The organism is Streptococcus sp. 27098_8_82, from assembly GCF_041431615.1.
Classification (GTDB): domain Bacteria; phylum Bacillota; class Bacilli; order Lactobacillales; family Streptococcaceae; genus Streptococcus; species Streptococcus sanguinis_K.
Genome location: NZ_JAPVYB010000003.1, coordinates 77,604 through 99,650 on the forward strand (window position 1 = coordinate 77,604; position 22,047 = coordinate 99,650).

The following is a 22,047-nucleotide window of genomic DNA, read 5'->3' on the forward strand; positions in this document are numbered from 1 at the left end:
CCAATTGGCTTCCTTTTGTTTTTATTTTTGAATTTGTAAGAGTTCTTCAATTTCAGCCAGACTTTCAGCTTGTGAAATAGCACCGCGGAGCTTGGCTGCTCCGGCAGTACCGCGCAGATAGTGCGGAGCTAGGCCCCGGAATTCGCGGATGGCCACGTATTCTCCTTTGAGATTTACCAAGCGGGAGAGGTGGTCGTGGGCGATTTTCATCTTGTCCTCGAAGCTGAGGTCTGGAAGGATTTCGCCAGTTTCAAAGTAGTGGTTGATTTGGTTAAAGAGGTAGGGATTTCCCATAGCTGCTCGACCTACCATGACGGCATCGGCACCGACTTCCTCGATACGCTGTTTAGCGTCTTGGACGCTGCGGATATCACCGTTAGCGATGAAAGGAATCTTAGTCAGAGCATGGGCTACGTCGTGCAAGGTCTCAAGGTCAGCATGACCAGTATACATTTGCTCACGGGTGCGACCGTGCATAGCCAGGGCTGAGACTCCAGCGGCTTCGGCTGCTAGAGCATTTTCTACAGCTAGTGAGCTGTCAGACCAGCCAGTCCGCATCTTAACTGTCAGAGGAATATCTAGCACTGACTGGACCTTGTTGATGATTTTATAGATTTTCTCAGGGTCCTTGAGCCATTTAGCTCCGGCTTCGTTTTTAACGATTTTATTGACCGGGCAGCCCATATTGATATCGACGATATCCGTCTTGGTGTTTTCTTGGATAAATTCTGCTGCGCGGGCTAAACTGTCTTCGTCGCTACCGAAAAGCTGGATAGAAACGGGATTTTCTCCCTCATCAATATGGAGCATGTGGAGGGTTTTTTCGTTGTTGTATTGGATGCCCTTGTCAGAGACCATTTCCATCACGACCAGGCCTGCTCCCAACTCTTTGGCAATGGTTCGGAAAGCAGAGTTGGTTACGCCGGCCATAGGTGCTAGAACCGTACGGTTGGGAATTTCGACTTTCCCGATCATAAAAGGGGTATTAAGATTTGTCACGAATCAGTTCCTCCAAGTCATTTTGGTCAAAGTGATAAGCAGTTTGGCAGAATTGGCAGACGATTTCGGCTCCTTGGTCTTGGTCACGCATCTCTTCTAAGTCAGCCTTTGGCAGGGTAGCCAAGGCATTCATGAAGCGCTCTTTGCTACAGTCGCACTGGAAGCGGATTTCTTCTTCAGACAGGCGTTTGTATGGCTCATCACCATAGATGGCAGCCAGCAGAGCTTCGATATGGTTATCTGATTCCAGCAGTTTTGAGATAGCAGGCATTTCTTGGATCCGCTTCTCAAAGCGGGCGATTTCGGCTTCCTTAGCACCAGGCAGAACTTGTACCAAGAAACCGCCAGCAACCTTGACTTTATCATTCTCATCCAAGAGGACATTGAGGCCAACTGCGGAAGGTGTCTGCTGGCTTTCGGTCAGGTAAAAGGCTAGGTCTTCGCCGATTTCTCCAGAGATGAGAGGGGTCATGGAGTTGTAAGGATTGCCCGTACCATAGTCCGTGATAACGAGGAATTCACCTTGGCCGACAAAAGGACCAACTAGAACCTCACCGGTGGCAGTCTTTTTGATATCTACACCGGGATTCTGTACATAACCTTTGACATTGCCCTCGGTATCTGCTACTGTGATAATCGCGCCTAATGAGCTGGTTCCGAGGACCTTGACGGTAATCTTGGTCTGGCCTTTTTCATTTGCAGCCAAAATCTGGCTGGCAATCAGTGTGCGGCCAAGTGCAACAGTAGAACTTGCTTGAGTTTGATGTTTTTCTTGAGCGGTCCGAACCGTCTCTGTGCTATCCAGCACATAAGCGCGGAATGAACCATTTTCTGAGATAGTTTTGATAATTTTGTCCATACCTTTTATTTTAACATAAAATAGAAAAACAAGCGCGAGGCTGCGCTTGTTTTTTGGGGTTAGGAAGAATTTTAAGATCAAAAATAGTATAATAAAACAAAGGAGGCTAGTATGAACCAATCTTTGAAAGCGGCAGTCTATGGTTTGGCGGTAGCTGATGCATTAGGAGTTCCGTATGAATTTTTAACCCGAGGCAGTTTTAAAGCGATTGAGATGACGGGCTATGGCAGCCATCAGCAACCTGCTGGAACTTGGTCAGATGATACTAGCCTTGTTTTGGCGACCTGTGATTCTATTAGGGAAAAAGGTAAGATTGATCTTACTGATATGCAGCATCGGTTTAAACATTGGCTCTTCGAGGGAGCTTATACACCAGATGGTCTAACCTTTGATGTAGGAAATGCGACTCGCGAAGCCTTGACAAGAGGACACGGTCTGTCTGATGAATATTCCAACGGAAATGGTTCTTTGATGCGGATTCTGCCCCTTGCCTTTACGGAAGCCAGTCCGTCTGATATTGAAGCTGTTTCCAGTATTACACATGCCCATGCGACTTCCGTAGAGGCCTGCTTGCTTTATGTGGATATTGCTCGTAGGCTCTTAAAAGGCCAGCAACTACCGGAAATACTATCAGGCTTAGAGACTAGTACGACCTACGCTCGTTTGCAAACTTTAGCAGAGCTGACCGAAGATGACATTCTCTCCACTGGCTATGTGGTGGATACCTTGAAAGCAGCACTGTGGTGTCTGCTGACTAGCACTTCTTATCTGGGAACTGTCCTGAAAGCTGTTAATTTGGGCGATGACACTGATACAGTAGCAGCAGTTGCTGGTGGCTTGGCTGGTATCATCTATGGTTTGGAAGGGATTCCTGACAACTGGCTAGCCCAGCTGCGTAATAAAGAACTGTTGGAAAGCTGCTTGTTTTAAAGGGATAATCGGAAGACAGGACTGTATTGATCATTTAAAAAGTAAAACATTAAAAGAGCCATCTAGGCTCTTTTGCTTATTCTGTAGTTAATTCTTTCTGGGCTTCCTTGCCTTGGTCCAACAGGGCTTGGATAATCTTTTGATCACGCAGTTTGACAGAGTTGTTGATGGTCTCTGCAGATTGGATAACAGTGGCTTCTAGCAGAGCGCGTTTTTCTCGTCCTTTATCAATGGCTTCGATAATGCCTTGATTTTGTGCGACGAGGCTTTCTGCCAGCTTAGTGACAGATTCAACAGCGATAGTAGGGCTTTGGGAAATCCGCTCCAGTTGAGGAATGACTTCCTTGCTCGTTTCGGCGAGCATTTGCAGGGCAGCGTTATTCGCATTAGAGATAGCGTCAGCTACCTGACCAGACTTCATCGATTGCTGGAGAATGCCTAATTGGGCGATAGACAGTTTCATAGTTGGAATGGTATTTCGACGGAGCATTCCAAGTTTTTGGCGCATATCAGAGGAAACCTTGACCAGATTACGCATTTGAGGAGTCGTCGCCCAAGCTACATAGAGACGGCTGACATATTCAGTATGTTGCTGCTCTAAGGTATTGACCACCTCTGTTATTCGGGCTAATTCTTGCGATTTTACTTGGTAGTCAACGGTTGTCATATCTAACTGAGCGACTTCAGCCTGCAGTTTGAGCGCTCGATTGCCAGATTCTTGCTGAGCAGCTTCGATAAAGGAAATAACTCCAACTAGGTTTTCAATCGATTTGGTATTGTCCTCAATCAGCATTTCAGCAGAAACAATATTGCGAGCCAGAACGTCTTCTTGCTTGACGACGGTTGCAGCCATGCCGTCCATTTTCTGCTCAATATTTTGTGAATCAAAATAGAATTCTTGAAGAGTGTTTTTGCTCTGTTTGAAGAGTTTTTCCAGGAAATTAGGCTTCTTGTCCAGTTCTGCTACTTGAGCATCCTTGTATTTTGCGACAAAGCCATTGAGTTCTTTGTTGGTATTTTTTAAAAGCTCATCTACCTGGGGAATTTGTAATTTTTTCTGTTCGGCTAAGATACGATTGACAGTACCGTTGACCTCTTCTACAGCAGATTGGCCAAAGTCCAGCAAGGCATTTTGGTCTGATACGAAATTATCCACCAGCTGCGGAGCTTTAGCCGTAATCGCACTCTGTTGCTCAGGAGTCAGCTTTTCCAGAAAAGTTAGCTGACCATTTTCTTGAGTCGTGTTGGCTTCGATGATTTCTGTTGTTTTGTCGCTTTTGCTGATAGCATTATTGGCAATTTTATCAATATCAAAATTAAATTCTTGGCTCATAGTTTCTCCTTTGGTTTATCTAGCTTAAAAGCCGGTTTCTGTGTGCTTTTCCTTGTCTAAGATACGCAGGCTAATGTCAAAGTCCCTCAAATCAGCTTCATTTAACTGGCGCAGCGCTTCGTCTAGGTCCAAGTCAAACTGCTCGATGGCTGCTTTGGCCTTGGCTAGCCGCTCCTCTGCATTGTAAAAATCTTTGGGAGAAGCTTTGATTTTGAGGTAGCCTTCTAAAATATCTTCGTAGTGCTCCATCTGGGACTGATGAATGGCAGTCAGCTCTTCCTTATTGTTGCTTTCGGATTGAGAGATTTTTTGAAGAATGGCCTCATGGTCAATCTGAATATTGCGAACCGTAGCGACCAATTCTGGGGCTAGCTCTTCTAGACTAGTTTTCTTAGGCTGCGCTTCTTTTCGTTTTTTCTCTCGTTCAATCTTTCTCAGTTGTTCATCAATTTCATCGGTTACAGTACGAATTTTGGTCTGGATTCGCTGGTAGACTGAAGCAGGAATTTCTCCCCGTAGGTCGTTAGCAGCATTTTTGATATAGGTTAGCTGGGGAAGAATTTCTAGAGCTAAATTCTGATAGCTTTCTTGGTCCCCATCTTCTTGGTAGGCTTCCAATTTTTTTATGCGGCGGTCAGCCTGACCAATCTCTGATTTCAAATCTTCAATACGGCCAATGCTAGCTTGCTTTGCTTCAATCCGAACTTTTTTCTGGCTTTGGTGGCGATAGATTCCGTAACCAATAGCCCCCAGAATAGCTATGGGAATTAGATAGCTGGCTACAGCTCCAGAACCAAATACAAATACAAGTATCCAAATCCAGCTAAACCATTCTGGTTGCTGGTTAGAATCATCCTTTTTTCTCGACATGGACTTTGCTCTTTCTTCTCAATGTGATATCTCTATTTTAACATAAAAGCTGGTTTTTGAAGGATAAAGATTGAAATGATTTTATATATTGAGACCATTTTTTATATTTGCTTAATTCAAAAAGACATTTGATTCCTATCAATAAAGCAAGCGTCATTTCTAAAACGAAAGTTTCTTCGTTTCTCTCAAGTATTCAAACAAAAATCGCAGGGCATTCCTTGCGATTCGTGTTTTATCAGTCCATTTCTGGGAAAAGTTTGGCCAGTATTTTAGGTGTGATGCTTTGTCCCGGTCCCTCAGCACAATAGGTGTGCATATACATAGAGGGGTTGAAGTTGAGCTCGATGCAGGTACAGTTGGGATTTTCTTTTGTGGAAATAGCAGAGCTGTCAGGGATGATTAGGTCAACGCCACAAGCCCAAGCTCCCATAGCCCTTGCCATGTCCGCAGCGAGTTCCTTATAAGATGGGTGCATGCTGTTTGTGACATCGATCGAGTCTCCGCCAGTAGAAATATTGGAATTGCGGCGCAAGTCAACCTTAACTCCAGCAGGCAGGATATCATCTGGTCCATAACCTTGCTGGTCCAGCATGAGCAGTTCAATGTCCCCCAGTTCAATGATTTCGAGTGGTGAACGATGGTCTCGCCCGCGCAGAGGATTGTCATTTTTGATGGCAACCAATTCTCTCACGGTATGCTGACCGTCTCCGACGACATTGGCTGCTACTCGCAAGAGGACTGCCTCACATTGACCGTCTAAGACAAAGAAGCGGTATTCCGTTCCAGCGATAAATTCTTCGACTAAGACAGCAGCGTCTTCTGAAAAGGCAATCTCTAAAGCCTTGCGATAAGATTCCAGACTAGCTGGTTCTTGGAAGATAGAGATGCCCAGTCCGAAGTTGGTTGACTTTGGTTTGACAACAATTTGACGATCCTTAATCAAAGGGTAATAGGCCAGTCCTTCTTCAAGAGAAGAAAATTCTGCTCCAGCCGGAACAGGAAAGTCAGCTGCAGCCAAAATCTTTTTGGTGACGGTTTTATTGGCCATAGCCAGAGGGATGACATAGTTATCCTTGGAGGTCATGTTTCCGTTCTTGACATACTCCACATGGTGACCATGCCAAAGCTTGAGAAATTGGTCGTTTTCATCTAAGATTTCGACATTAAGCCCCTTTTGAATAGCATCAAAGAGCAGCATCTGGGTGGATAGTTCCATATTTTCGTATCCTTTGAGGGCATAAGGAGCAGTCCAAGCGTAGCGGTGATATTCCTCTGCTTTTTCTAGTCCAAATGTCATTAAGGAATCATGCTGGATATGAGGCAGGAGCTGACCAGATAGGGTTAGCTGAGGATTTAGTAGTGCCTCTTTAAGCTGTTGAAGTAAGGTTTGGTAGTATGTCGGCAGTTCAAAATGCTGGATGAGCTCTTCCATAGCTTGAAGAAGGGCTGAGCTGTCTGCCTCATCTGGCAGGGCAGTCAGCGGGTGGCTACAAGCAATTTTTTGGTTTAAGTCGTGGGCAGCTTTTAATGCCGTATCAACATTTTCTACATCATCTAGCCAGAGCAGGCTCAGTAAAAAGAGATGGACAGTATCTAAGGTCTCTTGGCTAATACCTAAATGGTCAAAAGGATTGAGATCGAAGCAGCGGAATTCCAGATAAGTGATGCCTTGCTCCAGATAGGCACGATTGTGCTTCTGTCCACGGAAGCGAACGGCTGAGTAAAATTCTTTTTCAGCGCTGAGCTCGCCTGACTGAACGTAGTTTTCAATATCAGTTACATATTGCTTCAAAGAAGCGTAGGATACCTGAATATTCTCGTCATTGACATAGCCATAGTCGCTGTTGCGAAAAGAGCGGATAGGCTGGGAAATTTTCTGACTGTAGAAGCCAGCTTCTGCTAGAGGGGCAGCCCCGTAGAGATAGGTTGAGATCCAGCGGAAACGCAGAAAGTTTCTAGCCAGCTTGAGATAGAGGTCATTTTTAAAGTCCTTGAGCGAATGGTGGGAGCTGACTTGAAAGAGAGCAGTGACCAGATCTTTCCCTAGCTCCATGTTGTAGTGGATGCCAGAGATAGCCTGCAGTTTTTTGCCATATTTTTTAGCTAAGCCCTCTCGGTAGTGGCGTTCATAGTCGTTTTCCAGATGGGCGATGGCAATCTCTTCTTCCGTCAGCTGTGGTGGCATGGACAGGGGCCAGAGGCGTTCATTCCGGTCAATCGAGCGGCCAGCCACATCGCTGATAGCTCCCAGTAAGCGCCGTGCTTCCTTAGTCGAGTGAGCGATAGGTGTAATTAGCTCCAGTTGTTGCTCGCTGAAGTCTGTTTGGATGGTCGGGTGGAAATTGCGGGAACCCAGCTGACTCGGATGGGCAGTTTGAGCTAAGTGTCCGTCAGCTGTCACCCGCAGATTTTCCCTCTCCAGACCAAAGGTCGCTTGGAGAATAGGGCTTGATGCATCTAGTTTCTGCAGTAATTGATTAATCGTCATCGTTTCACCGTCCTATGATAGTAATTTTAGTCTATTACAAACAGAAAAAGAAAACAAATTTCCGCTACGATTTTACAAAAATTCCGAACTTTTATTTTTAATAAACTAACAACTTTCAGAAAAAACAGATTTTTTGAAAGTTTAATTCGTTTTCAAAAAGGAAAAAGCAAATCAAGAATGGATCCCACCTTGAAAAATTGTTAAATTTTTCATATAATGAGGTATAAAACATAATCGCAGGTGAGATTCCTGCCTGCTTTTCAAGAAAGGAAGAGCTGCTTTAGCTCAGACAAAATTATGACATCAGTAGTTGTTGTAGGAACCCAGTGGGGAGATGAAGGAAAAGGGAAGATTACAGACTTCCTTTCAGCCAATGCCGAAGTGATTGCCCGCTATCAGGGTGGTGACAATGCCGGCCATACTATCGTGATTGACGGCAAGAAGTACAAGCTGCACCTGATTCCGTCAGGGATTTTCTTCCCAGAAAAAATTTCTGTCATTGGAAATGGAATGGTGGTCAATCCTAAATCTCTGGTCAAAGAATTGAACTACCTGCATGAGGAAGGTGTGACGACAGACAACCTTCGCATCTCTGATCGAGCCCATGTCATCCTGCCTTACCATATCGAGCTGGATCGTCTGCAGGAAGAAGCAAAAGGCGACAATAAAATCGGGACGACAATCAAGGGAATCGGTCCTGCCTATATGGACAAGGCTGCTCGTATCGGTATCCGCATCGCTGACCTTTTGGATAAAGATATTTTCAGAGAACGCTTGGAGCGGAATTTAACTGAGAAAAACCGCCTCTTTGAGAAATTGTACGATAGTACAGGAATCAGCTTTGATGATATTTTTGAAGAATACTATGAATATGGTCAGCAAATTAAGCAGTATGTGACGGACACTTCTGTTATCCTCAACGATGCGCTGGATCAAGGCAAGAGAGTTCTCTTTGAAGGGGCTCAAGGGGTTATGCTGGATATTGACCAAGGTACTTATCCATTTGTAACTTCATCTAACCCAGTTGCGGGGGGAGTGACTATTGGTTCCGGTGTTGGTCCGAGCAAGATTGACAAGGTAGTTGGTGTCTGCAAGGCCTACACCAGTCGGGTCGGAGATGGACCATTCCCAACAGAGCTTTTCGATGAAGTAGGCAATCGGATTCGTGATATCGGCCACGAATATGGCACTACCACTGGCCGTCCGCGTCGGGTAGGCTGGTTTGACTCTGTTGTCATGCGTCATAGCCGCCGTGTCTCAGGGATTACCAATCTTTCGCTTAACTCCATCGATGTTTTGAGCGGTCTGGATACAGTCAAGATTTGTGTAGCCTATGACTTGGATGGTCAGCGAATAAACCATTACCCCGCTAGTTTGGAACAGCTCAAGCGCTGCAAGCCGATTTACGAAGAGCTGCCAGGCTGGTCAGAGGACATCACTGGTGTCCGCAGTCTGGAAGACTTGCCAGAAAATGCCCGCAACTATGTTCGCCGAGTGAGTGAGCTGGTTGGTGTTCGTATTTCTACCTTTTCAGTCGGCCCTGGCCGCGAGCAGACCAACATCTTGGAAAGCGTCTGGTCAAATTTATAAAAAAGTCAGCACAAGAAAATTGCTTCTTGTGCTTTTTTGTAGGAAAATTTAATATTAAGACTCATTTAAGATATATATTTTATACTAACAGCATAAACAAAGACCTCCTAACTTTGTTTAAAAATCCTAAACTTTTTTCATAATAATCTCCTGAAAGTCACCCCAGTGGTGGCTTTTACTTTTTCTGAGAAGTGCGACAGGCTTGTGGTATAATGAGATAGACGACTACAGATTTAGAAAGACAATGATGAATTATACGATTGAAGAAAAAGAAGTATTTATGCGGGAAGCTTTAAAGGAGGCGGAGATTGCCCTAGCTCATGATGAAATTCCTATCGGCTGTGTCTTGGTTAAAGAAGGTAAGATTATCGGCCGCGGTCACAATGCACGTGAGGAGCTGCAGCGGGCTGTTATGCATGCGGAGATTATGGCTATCGAAGAGGCGAATCGGCATGAAAATAGCTGGCGCTTGCTGGATACAACGCTTTTTGTGACTATTGAGCCATGTGTCATGTGCAGTGGAGCAATCGGTCTGGCACGCATTCCTCATGTTGTTTATGGGGCAGCAAATCAGAAATTTGGAGCAGCTGGCAGCCTTTATGATATTTTGACAGATGAGCGTCTGAATCATCGAGTAGAAGTGGAGACAGGTGTTCTCCAAGAAGAGTGCGCTCAAATTATGCAGGAATTTTTCAGACAGAGAAGGAAAAAATAAAATTAGCCAAAATCAAAAGTTTGTGTTATACTAATTAGTGGAGCAACAGTTTTGCGTGAAGCGGGTCAGGGGAGGAATCCAGCAGCCCTAAGCGAAGTAAGCTGTGTGCTCTTTTCTATTGCTCTTAACGAATCAACTCCGAAGGAGGAAGATGAGTTTAGAGACATTGACGCAGTTGAATTTACATGCTGGTCTTTTTTATTTTTAGTAAAACGTTATAAAGAATTTATTCGGAAGAAATGGCAATAGCTAACCCTGTTTTCATAAGATAAATGCAAACGATTGCTCTCAGTCATGTCCTAGGATTAGCTTATTTAGAAAAATAGTATATAATAAAAAATGTAAACGTTTTAAAATAGTAAAAGCACTTGCTTATTTTTTCTTAAAGCGTTATCATAAAAGAAAAGAACAATTGGAGGATAAACATGACACATATTAAATTTGACTACTCAAAGGTATTAGATAAATTTGTAGCACCACATGAACTAGATTATATGCAGCCTCAAGTGACTGCAGCAGATTCTGCTCTGCGAAATGGTACAGGTCCTGGGGCAGAAATGACTGGCTGGTTGAACTTGCCTGAAGAATATGACAAAGATGAATTTGCTCGTATTCAAAAGGCTGCTGCTAAAATCCAATCTGATAGTGAGGTATTGATCGTAATCGGTATTGGTGGTTCCTATTTAGGAGCTCGTGCAGCTATTGATTTCTTGAATAATTCATTTGTAAACTTGCAAAGCAAAGAAGAACGCGAGGCACCTCAGATCCTCTATGCTGGAAACTCTATCTCTTCAAGCTATTTGGCTGATTTGGTAGACTATGTATCAGACAAAGATTTCTCTGTCAATGTTATTTCTAAGTCAGGAACAACAACAGAGCCTGCTATTGCTTTCCGTGTCTTCAAAGAACTCTTGGTTAAGAAGTATGGTCAGGAAGAAGCAAATAAACGGATTTATGCAACTACAGACCGCGCTAAAGGTGCAGTTAAGGTTGAAGCAGATGCTAATGGCTGGGATACTTTTGTAGTGCCTGATAGTGTAGGTGGTCGTTTTACAGTATTGACAGCAGTGGGACTCTTGCCAATCGCAGCTGCAGGGGCTGATATCAGCAAGTTGATGGAAGGAGCAAATGCTGCTCGCAAGGCTTATGCTTCTGATAAGTTGGCTGAAAATGAAGCATATCAATATGCAGTTGTACGCAATATCTTGTACCGTAAAGGTTATCTGACAGAAGTTCTAGCTAACTACGAACCATCTTTGCAATACTTCTCAGAATGGTGGAAGCAATTGGCTGGTGAGTCAGAAGGTAAAGACCAAAAAGGTATCTACCCAACTTCAGCCAACTTCTCAACAGACCTGCACTCTTTGGGGCAATTTATTCAAGAAGGAACTCGTATCCTCTTTGAAACAGTTATTCGTGTAGATAAGCCTCGCAAAAATGTGTTGATTCCTGAATTAGCAGAAGACTTGGATGGCCTTGGCTATCTGCAAGGAAAAGATGTTGACTTTGTCAATAAGAAAGCAACAGATGGAGTGCTGTTAGCTCACACAGACGGCGGAGTGCCAAATATGTTTGTGACCCTGCCTGAGCAAGATGAGTTCACTTTGGGCTATACTATTTACTTCTTTGAGTTAGCTATTGCTCTTTCTGGCTACCTGAATGGTATCAATCCATTTGACCAGCCAGGAGTTGAGGCTTATAAGAAAAACATGTTTGCTCTTCTTGGGAAACCAGGCTTTGAAGAGCTGGGTGCTGAGTTGAATGCACGCCTTTGATTCTCATATGCTTTGAGTTCATTTAGAATATAAAAAGATCCACAAGTTCATTTCTTGTGGATTTTTTAGTACAAGCCTCTTAATTAGTTTATTATTTTTTTGAACAGTGAAAAAAAGAGTGTCTTAATTCTTTTATGAAAGCGCTGTATAATTGCCTTGTAAATAAAATTTGAGAGGTATCAAAATGAATGATTGGTTAGACATTAAAGGCAAAACAGTTCTTGTGACGGGTGCGTCATCTGGGATCGGTAAGGCAATCGTCGAAGAATTGTTGGAATTAGGAGTCAATGTAGCGAATTTTGATCTTAGCGACAACGATTTGCGTCACCCGAATCTATTATTTGTAAAAGTTGATGTAACTTCTCGCTCTGAAGTAGAAGAGGGTGTTGCCAAAATAGTTGAAAGATTTGGCAATATTGATGCGGTAGTCAACAATGCGGGGATTAATGTCCCTAGATTATTAATCGATGCAGAAAATCCTAAAGGTCCTTACGAGTTGGACGATGAGACGTTCGAAAAAGTAACAATGATTAATCAAAAAGGTTTGTATCTGGTTAGTCAGGCAGTAGGACGTATTTTAGTGAAAAATGGGAAAGGTGTAATTGTGAACATGGCTTCAGAAGCAGGCTTGGAAGGTTCTGAAGGACAAAGTGCCTATGCTGCAACGAAAGCGGCAGTCTATAGTTATACTCGTTCATGGGCGAAAGAGCTTGGGAAACATGGTGTACGTGTGGTTGGAATTGCTCCAGGAATTATGGAAGCTACGGGTCTTCGAACTCTTTCTTACGAGGAAGCTCTTGCTTATACCCGTGGAAAGACGGTAGAAGATATTCGAGCTGGTTATGCTTCAACTTCAACGACTCCATTGGGACGGAGTGGGAAACTACGGGAAGTAGCTGATCTTGTAGCGTTCTATATTTCAGACCGTTCTAGCTATATAACAGGTGTCACTACAAATATTGCCGGAGGTAAAACTCGCGGTTAAAACAATGAAGGTAGGGAAGAGAGTTGACCTTAGTAAATCGGTGGTATAATATTTTAGATAAAATGGTCTCGCAGCCAACTTATTCCTTGGTAGATATGCGCTCAGAACTGGATATTAGCTTGCAAACCTTGCAAAAGAGTATCCAACAATTAAATGATGTTTTGGCTCCTAATATCCAGATTATCGCACAAGATGATCAGTTAATGTTAGAAGTGTATGACTATACAGAGTTGGAAAGGATTTTATCTGGTAGTTTAAAACAGGAGAGTGACTTCAATTCTTCCAGTAAAAGAATTGCCTATTTGCTAAAACGTTTAATTGAGTCAACCTCCCCTCTTCTTATTGACGACTTGGCTGAGGAAGTAGGTGTTAGTAGAAGTACCCTTAATAAGGATTTAAAACAAGTAAAATCTTTGGCAGAGAGTTACTCTATCACTATTTCAGGAAAGCCCAACCGTGGGCTGGAGGTCTTGGGGAGCGAGCTGAATTTGCGCTTGCTCTATATTCACCAAGTGGCTCCTTACTTTGAAGGAAGGACACTCACTGAGGCAACATCTTCTTTTCTGGAGACGCTAGTCCAGGACTATAAAATCCCTAAAGAAACACAGGAACTCCTTCGAAAGACCATTTCAATTATGGTGGAGCGTATTCATACATCTAGAGTGTTGAATTGTCCTATTCCTTACTATAGGAATGATTTAACAGAGACACCTTTAGCTGAGAAATTAATCTATCATATTGAAATGACTTATAAGATTTCCCTCAGTCAGTTTGAGATAGACTTTTTGTGTTTTCCGTTTAATGTCCGTTTTATTGACACTTTAAGCAAGACATCTTATCAATCTGAACAGCTTGCAAAGATTTTTCAAGGGATTGTCAAGAAAGTCAAAGAAACAATGTTGGTTCACTTTGATGATGAAGAATTATTTGAAGAAATCAAATCTCATCTAGGCCCCTTAATCAATCGACTGATTTTCCATGTGCAAGCTAATGATATATTTCATGGCGAGGTTCAAACTCAATATCCTTTTGCTTTTGAAATGGCAAAAATAGCTGGAGAAGAACTATCTGCAATTTTTGGTTCTGAATTGGAATTATCTGAAATCGGATATCTGGCTTTGTATTTTGAAATGATTTTAAGAAAGCAAAATTCTGCTGTAAAGGGTTCTCGCAAGCAGATAGCTGTAGTTTGCACAACAGGAAGAGGAACTGCTACGATGATTATTCAGCAACTCAGACGAGTCCTTGGAAATGATGTAGACATTACTCAGTATTCTGAAGAGGATTTTAATGTGGATTTGAATCAGGACTATTTCGCGATTTTTACGACAGTTCCTCTAAAATATAAAGATTCTAAATCTCCAGTCATTCAAGTTAATCATCTTTTTGATGATCAATGGCTGCAGGAAGAATGGCAGAGGGCCAATGCTTTTCATCAAAAAAATCTAGAAACAGTCAGCTTACGTTTTCTTCGGTTGAGCCCCCAAAAAACCTATCAGCAATACTTGCTAAATATGGTTGCAGAGTTAGAGAAACTTCAGATGATTGATGAAGGTTTTAGAAATCGGATAATTGATAGGGAGAAAAAGCAATCAACCATTTTTGGTGGAGGAATTGCCTTCCCCCATACAATTAACCAGGGTTATGCAAAGACTATTTTAATGTTCGGAAAACTAGAAGAGCCTTATCAAAAAGGAGATGAATGGATTGAATTTATCTTTCTAGTCGCCATACCCTCAGAAATTGAAAGAAAAATGGAAAGTGAATTGCTGGAATTGTATGACGATATTTTTCGAATTGCAGGAGAGCCTTCTCTAAAAGAAGCATTGAGGGCTGTAGAAACAGAGACAGAGTTTCTATCATTTTCTAAGAGCAAAGGAGTATTTTAATGAATTCGCTAATAATTTTCGCTGTGTTTGTCATGGCAGCTTATATATTTCAAATGTTCCTCGGCTGGCAGCAACTCAAAGACTTCAATAAGACCTATACGATGCTCCGAAAACTGGGGCGCGTAGCGATTGGCAGGAAGTCCGGAAGAATAAAATCCGGTACGATTGTCATGTTCGCGGTTGATGAAAACGGTCGGGTTCTTAAAGCTAGCAAAATGCAAGGAGTAACAATCTTAGCGCGTTTTCAAAATATGGATGATTATGTCGGAGAAGACATCCATTATTTTGACAAGTATAATCCTCTTGTGAGAAAAGAAAATAAGTTGATGCAATCAGTCATAGAAGATGCTAGAAAAGTCTATCTTTGGCATGAGGCAGGTATTGAGAAAGAGACAAGTTCTTCTGATTCTTTTCTGGGATTCGGCTTTTATACGAATTACTTACAATTATCTATTAAACAGTTATTTAAAAAAAATAAGAAAAGGAGTTCCTTATGAATCACATTACAAAATTTGCAGAGAGTTTTATGAAACTCTTCCAATTAGGTGGAGAAACCTTTATTAGCTGGATGACAAATATTGTACCGCTTGTCTTAATGCTATTGATTGCAATGAATACCCTTATCGCTTTCTTGGGAGAAGAAAAGGTCAATTCCTTGGCTAAGATTTCTGCCAAAAATCCTGTTAGCCGTTATATGATTTTACCTTTCATTTCAGCCTTTATGCTGGGGAATCCGATGGCGATCAGTATGGGACGCTTCTTGCCAGAATATTATAAACCTAGTTTTGTAGCAGCTCAGATGCAGTTCTGCCATACTTCAAACGGGGTATTCCCGCATATCAATCCTGGGGAATTGTTTGTATGGATGGGAATTGCAACAGGAATTCAAACTTTAGGTTTAAGTCAAATGGACTTAGCCATTCGTTACATGCTTGTTGGGCTTGTCATGAACTTTGTAGGCGGTTGGGTAACCGATTTTACAACTGCTTATGTAGCAAAACAGCAAGGTGTTACCTTGAGTAAAACATTTGATTGATAGAAAGAGTGAAATTATGTCATATAAGAGTATAAAAGTTGTTAAAGGAAATGGCGGTTTCGGAGGACCTTTGGTCATTACCCCTAGTGAGGCTAAGCATAAATTTATCTATATCACTGGCGGCGGAGAAAAGCCAGATATTGTAGATAAAATTGCTGATTTGACCGGTATGGAAGCTGTTAATGGGTTTAAAACTTCTATCCCTGATGAGGAAATTGCTTTAGCAATCGTGGATTGCGGCGGTACTCTTCGCTGCGGTATTTATCCTAAAAAGGGGATCCCTACAATCAATATTGTCGCTACAGGGAAAAGTGGCCCTCTAGCACAATATATCACCGAGGAAATCTATGTGTCAGCAGTTGGCCTTAATCAAATTTCTGCTGCTAATGAAGACGAAAAAGCGACAACTGTGGTAACAGAAAAGCCAACTTACGATACTAGTAAAAAAATTACAGAGCAAAAAGCTGAAACAAGTATTGTAGCAAGAATTGGGATGGGCGCTGGGAAGGTCGTTGCGACTTTCAACCAGGCAGCTCGTGAAGCCATCCAAACAATGCTCAACACAATCATTCCTTTCATGGCCTTTGTTTCCTTGCTGATTGGGGTTATTCAAGGTTCAGGTGTTGGAAATTGGCTGGCAAAATTAATGGTTCCCCTAGCGGGGAACATCTGGGGACTCATTTTGATTGGCTTTATCTGTTCCTTGCCATTCCTATCTCCTTTGTTAGGCCCCGGAGCTGTTATCAGTCAGATTATCGGAACCTTAATTGGAGTCGAAATCGGAAAAGGGAATATTCCGCCCCAAATGGCTCTGCCAGCTATATTTGCTATCAACACTCAAAACGGTTGTGATTTCATTCCTGTAGCACTCGGTCTATCTGAAGCCAAGTCTGAAACAGTTGAGGTTGGTGTCCCTTCTGTGCTTTATTCACGCTTTCTCAATGGTGTTCCGCGGGTGCTAGTAGCTTGGATAGCTAGTATTGGTCTTTATCAATAGACCTTTGATAGATGCACGTAAACAAAGCAACTATTATGTTAAACTTATCTATAAGCATAAGTTTAAGACAAATTAGAGAAAGGATAAATAGGAATTAGATGAAGAAAATTTTTGAAGCTAAAGTAATTCAAGTGGGACCTGAAGCTCAGAATATGATTCAAGATGCCAATATGCTCATTTTATTTGGAGAAGAAGCACCGGAAGATTTAGCAGAGTATTGTTTTAAGATTGATAACAAAAATCTGCTAGGTTCAATACTAGAAGGCGGCAAGCTGGTGGTAGATAATCAGGAATATTCAATTAGTTCTGTGGGAAATGTAGTAGAAAAAAATTTAACTGGACTGGGCCATATCACGATTTCTTTTGATGGTTCAAAAGAGGGGAGTCTTCCTGGTACACTCCATGTCGCAGCAGACCAAGCAGTAGTAATTGAAAAAGGCTCTACCATTCAGATTTTTGAAGTAGCTCAAGTAGGATAAAATATCTAAATAAGAATACTAGAAAAATAAGAGTCTAAAAACTTGATTCAGAGCCTGGGCAAAAAGTCCAGGCTTTTGGGTCTAAATTAGAAAAAATAGATGACGCAGTGGTTGATTGGCATCTTCCTTCGCTTTTTAAGCCCCAAAGATTGCCTGATCAACTGTGCGGGGGTGGGAAGACGAACTTTTTAACTTGTTTGAAGTTCTTTCCCACTCCCTTTTTGATTGGAAGAATAATTTATGTTATAATATTGTAAAATTTGTCATTATTTTTCAATATTTTCGCAATATGACAAATCAACAAAATTTATAAGGAGAAAACCATGTCAGATAAAGATGGACAAGGTCAAGTGCAAGGGGCTTGGCAAGAAAATCAAACTAGCCAGCCAATGCAAGGGAATTTCCAGCAGCTTCAGTCGCAAGAATTACCTGATAAGAAAGGCAATATCGGAAAAGTCATAGGACTTTCAGTTTTTGCTCTTATAATTGGTCTTTTGATTGGTAGCGGTTCAGCTTATTTTATCGGCAAGCAGGCGCAGACAAATAAGGATATACAAAGGATTAAGCGTCTGAGTAAGGCTCAGGAAGAAGCTAAAGACAAGAGTTACAGCTTTACTACAGACGGGCAGTCGGTTCAGTTTAATTGGACTTTGAAAGACTTGGGACGGTTGAGCTATACAAATGATGAGGGATTAGGCCTGACGGCTGATCAAATCGTTGAAACTTATGGCTTGGCTAGTTCAGCAGAATATGATCGTAATCGTCTGTTACTCCGATGGGGCCCTTCTGTCAGGGATAAGGAGCAAAATATTTCTTTTCAATTTGATAAAGTTGACCAGAACTACTATCTGAGACAAGTGGTAGTTGGAGATTCTTTTAAAGAATATAGAAAAGGGAAGGAAACGACAGATTGGAGCGTATTATCTCCCAAAGACCTTGAACGTTTGAAAGAAGGAGACAAGGAAACGGGTGAAGGAGGAATAGCTTTATCAGAGGTCCTGAAGAAGCATCCTGTTCCGTCAGAAATTGTCATCGCAACCGAACGTGACGTAGATAATAAGATTATCTCCAACCGTCTGATTGCTGAGGTAACTTATAAAACAGAAGATGGTTATGAATACCTATTGTTTGTAGGCCAGCCAGATGGAAATTTCTTATATATAAAGTCAGAGGAAATGTAAGTTTTTAGTTATTTAGTTTATCTTTTGTGACTGACTGCTTTCAAAGCATTTCGTTATTAAAAGAGAACTGATAAAACTATTGGAAATAAACAAGAAAGAGGAAAGAAGATTGACAGAACAGCAATCACAGCATTCTTTTGAATCGTCAAAGAATGTTCGGCCAGAAGAAGGAATTCCGCGACATTTTCAATCTCAGCAAGGCCATGTTTTCAGTCCGCAGGGACCAACCCCACCTTTGGCCAAGAATAAATCTTGGAAAGGAATCCTGATAGGCGGAGCCTTGCTCTCTCTTGGTCTTGGACTAATCGGAGGGGGAATCTGGGGCTATAGAATGGGAGTAGCGGATGTTATCAAAGGGGAATATCCTGTGCTCCATCCTTTAGCAGATGCTGGGGAATCAAAGAGAGATCAATCAGATCAGTACATTGACCCTGATACTACTGAGTTCAAGTGGGATATTGATAGTTTGTCAGAGTTACGGTTCAATACTATTCAGACAGATACGAATGGTACTTCTGTGGAAGATATTCTTGATAAATATGGCAAGGCTTTAAAAGAAGAAATCTCTCATGACAGCCTTGATTTAGAGTGGGGAACGCTTCAAGATTCTGATGATGAGGAGGACTGGCCAGTTTATTATACAGATCAAACTGCTTCTCTGGATTTTGAGAAGAAAAAAGATGGTTTCTATCTGAATAGCCTTCATATCTATAATATTCGCTTTGAAGGAAGCAATCATAATGCTAAGGACGAAGCCATGGCCGCTGATTACTTTGAAAAACTGAAAAAAGGCGATGCAAAGACTGGTAAGGACGGCATTTCCTATAAGGAAGTTTTTAAGGAATATGGCAGTCCGCGAAGTATCTCTATTCGTGTAGATGAAGATTTCAGTGAGGATACTAGTCAAACCATTATGGAGGCGGCTTATGACGCTCCTAATGATGGTACTTATAGGTTGTTCTTCGTTCAGCAGGAGGACGGAAACTATCTTTTGTCCATTACTGCCAACAAATAAAACAGAACTCAAATAATAAAAGGAGAAACGATGTCAGAACAAAATAAACCGCAGGAACAATCTTTAGAAGGATTAGCTCCGTATCCACAGCAAGTCCCGTCATCAGATCCAGGACAATTTGTAGCTAACTCAGTAGAGGGGCAGCCTCTTCCAGTAGAAGGGGGCAGTCCTGAAATGCCGAATCCTAATCAAGATTTTGGTGTTCAGCAACCAATTTTTGATGCTCCTCAGCAGCAGATGCCTCAGCAGGATAATTGGGGAAATCCTGCTTTTCAAGAAGCAATTCCTCAGGGATTTAATCCAGCTGGTCAGAACTTTGCCGGACCACAGCAAGCTGCAAACTTCGCTGCCCAGCCAAGTCCAGAGCCAAAGAAAAATAGTACGGGCAAGCTGATAGGATTTTTAGGAATAGGTTTGGCAGCGGGACTATTGCTAGGAGGTCTTGGCGGCTATTTCCTAAATGATTTTATGGGTGGGGGAAGTGTGCCAAGTCTGTCTCGAAAGGGACATCAAAGCGATGTTGCTTCTTTTGTGGCTCCGTCAAAAGAGGATGTGTATGAGTGGGAAGTGAAAGACCTTGAAAAGCTGAGCATTGTTAGTGCGGATGATGAAGGATTGACCCCTGAACAAGTAGTCAAAGATTTTGGCTTGGCTAGCAGTGTGACGTTTCAGGAAGAAGGGCTCTCATTGTCTTGGTTACCTGACTCTAGTTATACCACTCTGACCTTTATGAAACACGAGGATGGTAGCTACCATCTTCAGGGTATGAGTATTATGCCCGGCAGTGACAGCTATAATAAAAAGGTATCTAGCCAGATTACAGAGAGCTTAAAGACGGGTGATGCGGAAACAGGCGAGGGCGGTTCTTCCTTTAAAGAAGTAATCAAGGAATACCCAGAATATCAACATATCTCAGTTTATGGGGATGGTGAATCAGAGCCGAAGATGCTTGTAAACTATGAAACCTCTTCAAATAAGGAGATAACTTTGACTTTTATCCGTCAGGAAAACGGACAGTATCTATTGAGTAATCTTTCTAAATAGAATAAATGAATAGGGGTGCTTATCTCACAAGCTGGAAGCTCTGAACGGTACGCAAAAGATTAAAATAACCATTGATGCTAACAGCGGGAACATTTTGAACGAAAGAATTAAATAATATCGTTGGTATATGGTTTGGAATTGCTTTGTTAGGCACGGACGAAAGTTCGTGTCTTTTTCCTTGTAGATTTAGAGCTAAACCTGTTCAAAATATGATATACTGGAACAAGACTGTCTTAGCGAAACATTGCCTTTTCAAAGTGTTTAGAGGAAGGGTGAACTGAGAAGTTAAAAGGACTATTCATCAAAGTCTCACATTAGTTATTTTTGTTGTAAAATATTTTAAATAGTAAATGATGTTTTAAAAAAGTTATTGATACAGATATGGTATTTCTAGCTTATTGAAGAAAGAGAAGCTAGCGACTGTCTGTTAGAGCAGATCTATCAAAATAAATAACAAATGCTATCTTACTAATGCTGATTAGTTTAAAAAATATGATTGGGAGAATATATGGAAAAAAGAAATCTGGAAGCCTTAAGACGGGAACATAAATCAAAATTTAACAAGGTTCAGCCTAAAAGAAGTGGCATCAAACATTCTGTATCACAATCCAAAAAATCTGAAGAAGAGAAATCTCAGGTTTTGGCTCAATCTCAAATGATTGAGAAAAAAGTAGTAGAAAAAATAGAAAACATTGAGTTCAATGAATCCTCTTCTAATCCAGTAATTAATGTAAGCGACAAAGATAGTAGGGCTCAGTTAAGCTATCAGGATGTTTCAGAGACTCCAGACGGCTTGAGAACTGAAACAGAGATTAAACGAGTTTCAACGGCTGAGTCAGATGACTTCTTACACCTGAGGGAGAGAGAGTTATCTCGCCTTATTTTTGCTTTAGAATCCTTGAAATCTAAGAAGAAAGAATCACTCTATTTTAAGGATGAAACTAATCGTCCAGACTCAGAACTTGTATCTGAAGCAGAAGAGTATGAGCTTCGTCCGAGATTTAGTGCTGAGGAGCTCGCTAAAAAAGAAGAGAATGAGGCTTTTTGGAAGGAAAATTCGGAGTCTTCATCTGATAGTTCTATGGGTTGGAAACTTATGTGGGCGTTTTTTATGTTACTCATAGGACTAGGAGCTGCAGGGCTAGTTTCCAATCCGAGCTCTAAAACAAATAATATTTATAATGATTCTTTTGATATTTATCAGGGGGGAACGTCATCTAACAGCGAAAAGGATTTAACTTCTACTAATCGTTCAGAATTGATTGCTGGAGAAGACTATCAGTTCCATATCACTTATGATGATATCGCACTTTTGTTTGCGGATTTTAAAGGAACTGCCTCTCGTTTAACAGCAGATGAAGTGGTTGCTAAGTTAGGAAAAGCGAAATCTGGGAGAGAACATAATTATGATAATCAAATAATAACACTGAATTTAGATTATCCTGATGCAGGATCAAATGCTTCGGTTTCAATTTCTTTTTCTAGTTACGGTAGTGTAGGAACGCCTAAATTAGATTCTCTATTCAGTCATCATCTTAGCAGCAATAGTTTACCAAATCGAAATTCTCAATTAACTCGTCAAGATTTTTCTGGTATAGAGAAAGGAAAATCCTACCAAGAAGTTGTCGGTCAATTGGGATTGCCAGATAGTCTTTCTATCTATACAAATTACATATCTTCTAGCAAAGTGTCTATTAGTTACCAGTTATCTGATGGCCAAATAGTTCATCTTTCTTTTGAAATCTCTGATTCTCAAGATTATATATTAGAAAAAAGTCCTGACTTAGAGGATGGAGCAGGAGAAACAAACACTTAGTGCTTGATGTAGAAGCTAATTTTGTTCAAGGTGCAAAAGCATAGAG

19 protein-coding genes and 1 other RNA gene are annotated in these 22,047 nt (G+C 41.6%); 15 read left to right on the forward strand and 5 right to left on the reverse strand.

Annotated elements, in window-relative coordinates:
* Positions 1–21: 21 nt before the first annotated feature.
* Positions 22–999, reverse strand: a complete 978-nt coding sequence (dusB, locus tag O3627_RS06535; protein ID WP_004193956.1) for a tRNA dihydrouridine synthase DusB — start codon at positions 997–999, stop codon at positions 22–24.
* Entirely contained in the window at positions 986–1,858 is an 873-nt protein-coding gene (gene hslO, locus O3627_RS06540; protein ID WP_032910575.1) for an Hsp33 family molecular chaperone HslO, read from the reverse strand. Before hslO ends, dusB begins: the two co-directional genes overlap by 14 nt.
* Positions 1,859–1,969: 111 nt before the next feature.
* Here hslO and O3627_RS06545 point away from each other — a divergent pair, with 111 nt between their 5' ends.
* A complete protein-coding gene (locus O3627_RS06545) occupies positions 1,970–2,788 on the forward strand; it encodes an ADP-ribosylglycohydrolase family protein (protein ID WP_371621322.1) in 819 nt (272 codons plus the stop codon).
* Between the two features lie 76 nt (positions 2,789–2,864).
* Here O3627_RS06545 and O3627_RS06550 read toward each other — a convergent pair whose 3' ends face one another.
* The 3 genes from O3627_RS06550 to gshAB form a co-directional block, all read right to left on the reverse strand.
* A complete protein-coding gene (locus O3627_RS06550) occupies positions 2,865–4,121 on the reverse strand; it encodes a toxic anion resistance protein (RefSeq protein WP_125351504.1) in 1,257 nt (418 codons plus the stop codon).
* 24 nt (positions 4,122–4,145) lie between these two features.
* Complete coding sequence (locus O3627_RS06555; RefSeq protein ID WP_343092136.1) at positions 4,146–4,991, reverse strand: hypothetical protein; 846 nt, start codon at positions 4,989–4,991, stop codon at positions 4,146–4,148.
* Between the two features lie 235 nt (positions 4,992–5,226).
* Positions 5,227–7,479: a bifunctional glutamate--cysteine ligase GshA/glutathione synthetase GshB gene (gshAB, locus tag O3627_RS06560; RefSeq protein ID WP_343092135.1), complete on the reverse strand. Its 2,253-nt coding sequence runs from the start codon at positions 7,477–7,479 to the stop codon at positions 5,227–5,229.
* Positions 7,480–7,776: 297 nt separating this feature from the next.
* Between gshAB and O3627_RS06565 the strand changes: the two genes are divergently transcribed.
* The 14 genes from O3627_RS06565 (at position 7,777) to O3627_RS06630 (ending at position 22,001) form a co-directional block, all read left to right on the forward strand.
* Positions 7,777–9,069, forward strand: a complete 1,293-nt coding sequence (locus tag O3627_RS06565; RefSeq protein ID WP_343092134.1) for an adenylosuccinate synthase — start codon at positions 7,777–7,779, stop codon at positions 9,067–9,069.
* A gap of 244 nt (positions 9,070–9,313) precedes the next feature.
* Positions 9,314–9,784, forward strand: coding sequence for a tRNA adenosine(34) deaminase TadA (tadA, locus tag O3627_RS06570; RefSeq protein WP_343092133.1), 471 nt, complete (start codon positions 9,314–9,316; stop codon positions 9,782–9,784).
* A gap of 28 nt (positions 9,785–9,812) precedes the next feature.
* Positions 9,813–9,911: signal recognition particle sRNA small type (ffs, locus tag O3627_RS06575), an RNA gene on the forward strand.
* Positions 9,912–10,209: 298 nt separating this feature from the next.
* On the forward strand, positions 10,210–11,559 hold the full coding sequence (locus O3627_RS06580; RefSeq protein ID WP_002902099.1) for a glucose-6-phosphate isomerase: 1,350 nt from the start codon (positions 10,210–10,212) through the stop codon (positions 11,557–11,559).
* A 184-nt stretch (positions 11,560–11,743) separates the two neighbouring features.
* Positions 11,744–12,544, forward strand: a complete 801-nt coding sequence (locus tag O3627_RS06585; protein ID WP_002902100.1) for an SDR family oxidoreductase — start codon at positions 11,744–11,746, stop codon at positions 12,542–12,544.
* A 62-nt stretch (positions 12,545–12,606) separates the two neighbouring features.
* Positions 12,607–14,433: a PTS sugar transporter subunit IIA gene (locus tag O3627_RS06590; protein ID WP_002902101.1), complete on the forward strand. Its 1,827-nt coding sequence runs from the start codon at positions 12,607–12,609 to the stop codon at positions 14,431–14,433.
* Positions 14,433–14,930, forward strand: a complete 498-nt coding sequence (locus tag O3627_RS06595) for a transcriptional regulator GutM (RefSeq protein WP_002902102.1) — start codon at positions 14,433–14,435, stop codon at positions 14,928–14,930. Before O3627_RS06590 ends, O3627_RS06595 begins: the two co-directional genes overlap by 1 nt.
* On the forward strand, positions 14,927–15,469 hold the full coding sequence (locus O3627_RS06600) for a PTS glucitol/sorbitol transporter subunit IIC (protein ID WP_002902103.1): 543 nt from the start codon (positions 14,927–14,929) through the stop codon (positions 15,467–15,469). Before O3627_RS06595 ends, O3627_RS06600 begins: the two co-directional genes overlap by 4 nt.
* Before the next feature lie 16 nt (positions 15,470–15,485).
* Entirely contained in the window at positions 15,486–16,466 is a 981-nt protein-coding gene (locus tag O3627_RS06605) for a PTS glucitol/sorbitol transporter subunit IIB (protein ID WP_009660130.1), read from the forward strand.
* Between the two features lie 98 nt (positions 16,467–16,564).
* Positions 16,565–16,945 (forward strand): PTS glucitol/sorbitol transporter subunit IIA, encoded by a 381-nt coding sequence (locus O3627_RS06610; RefSeq protein ID WP_002902105.1) that lies wholly within the window; start codon positions 16,565–16,567, stop codon positions 16,943–16,945.
* Positions 16,946–17,268: 323 nt separating this feature from the next.
* The gene (locus O3627_RS06615; RefSeq protein ID WP_002902109.1) at positions 17,269–18,126 is read left to right on the forward strand and encodes a hypothetical protein; all 858 of its coding nucleotides are present in this window, start codon (positions 17,269–17,271) and stop codon (positions 18,124–18,126) included.
* Between the two features lie 79 nt (positions 18,127–18,205).
* Complete coding sequence (locus tag O3627_RS06620; protein WP_002902110.1) at positions 18,206–19,141, forward strand: hypothetical protein; 936 nt, start codon at positions 18,206–18,208, stop codon at positions 19,139–19,141.
* 30 nt (positions 19,142–19,171) lie between these two features.
* Positions 19,172–20,185 carry a hypothetical protein gene (locus tag O3627_RS06625; protein ID WP_223321647.1) on the forward strand — a complete coding sequence of 338 codons (1,014 nt, stop codon included), beginning with the start codon at positions 19,172–19,174 and terminating at the stop codon, positions 20,183–20,185.
* A gap of 508 nt (positions 20,186–20,693) precedes the next feature.
* The gene (locus O3627_RS06630; protein WP_002899199.1) at positions 20,694–22,001 is read left to right on the forward strand and encodes a hypothetical protein; all 1,308 of its coding nucleotides are present in this window, start codon (positions 20,694–20,696) and stop codon (positions 21,999–22,001) included.
* Positions 22,002–22,047 lie beyond the last annotated feature (46 nt).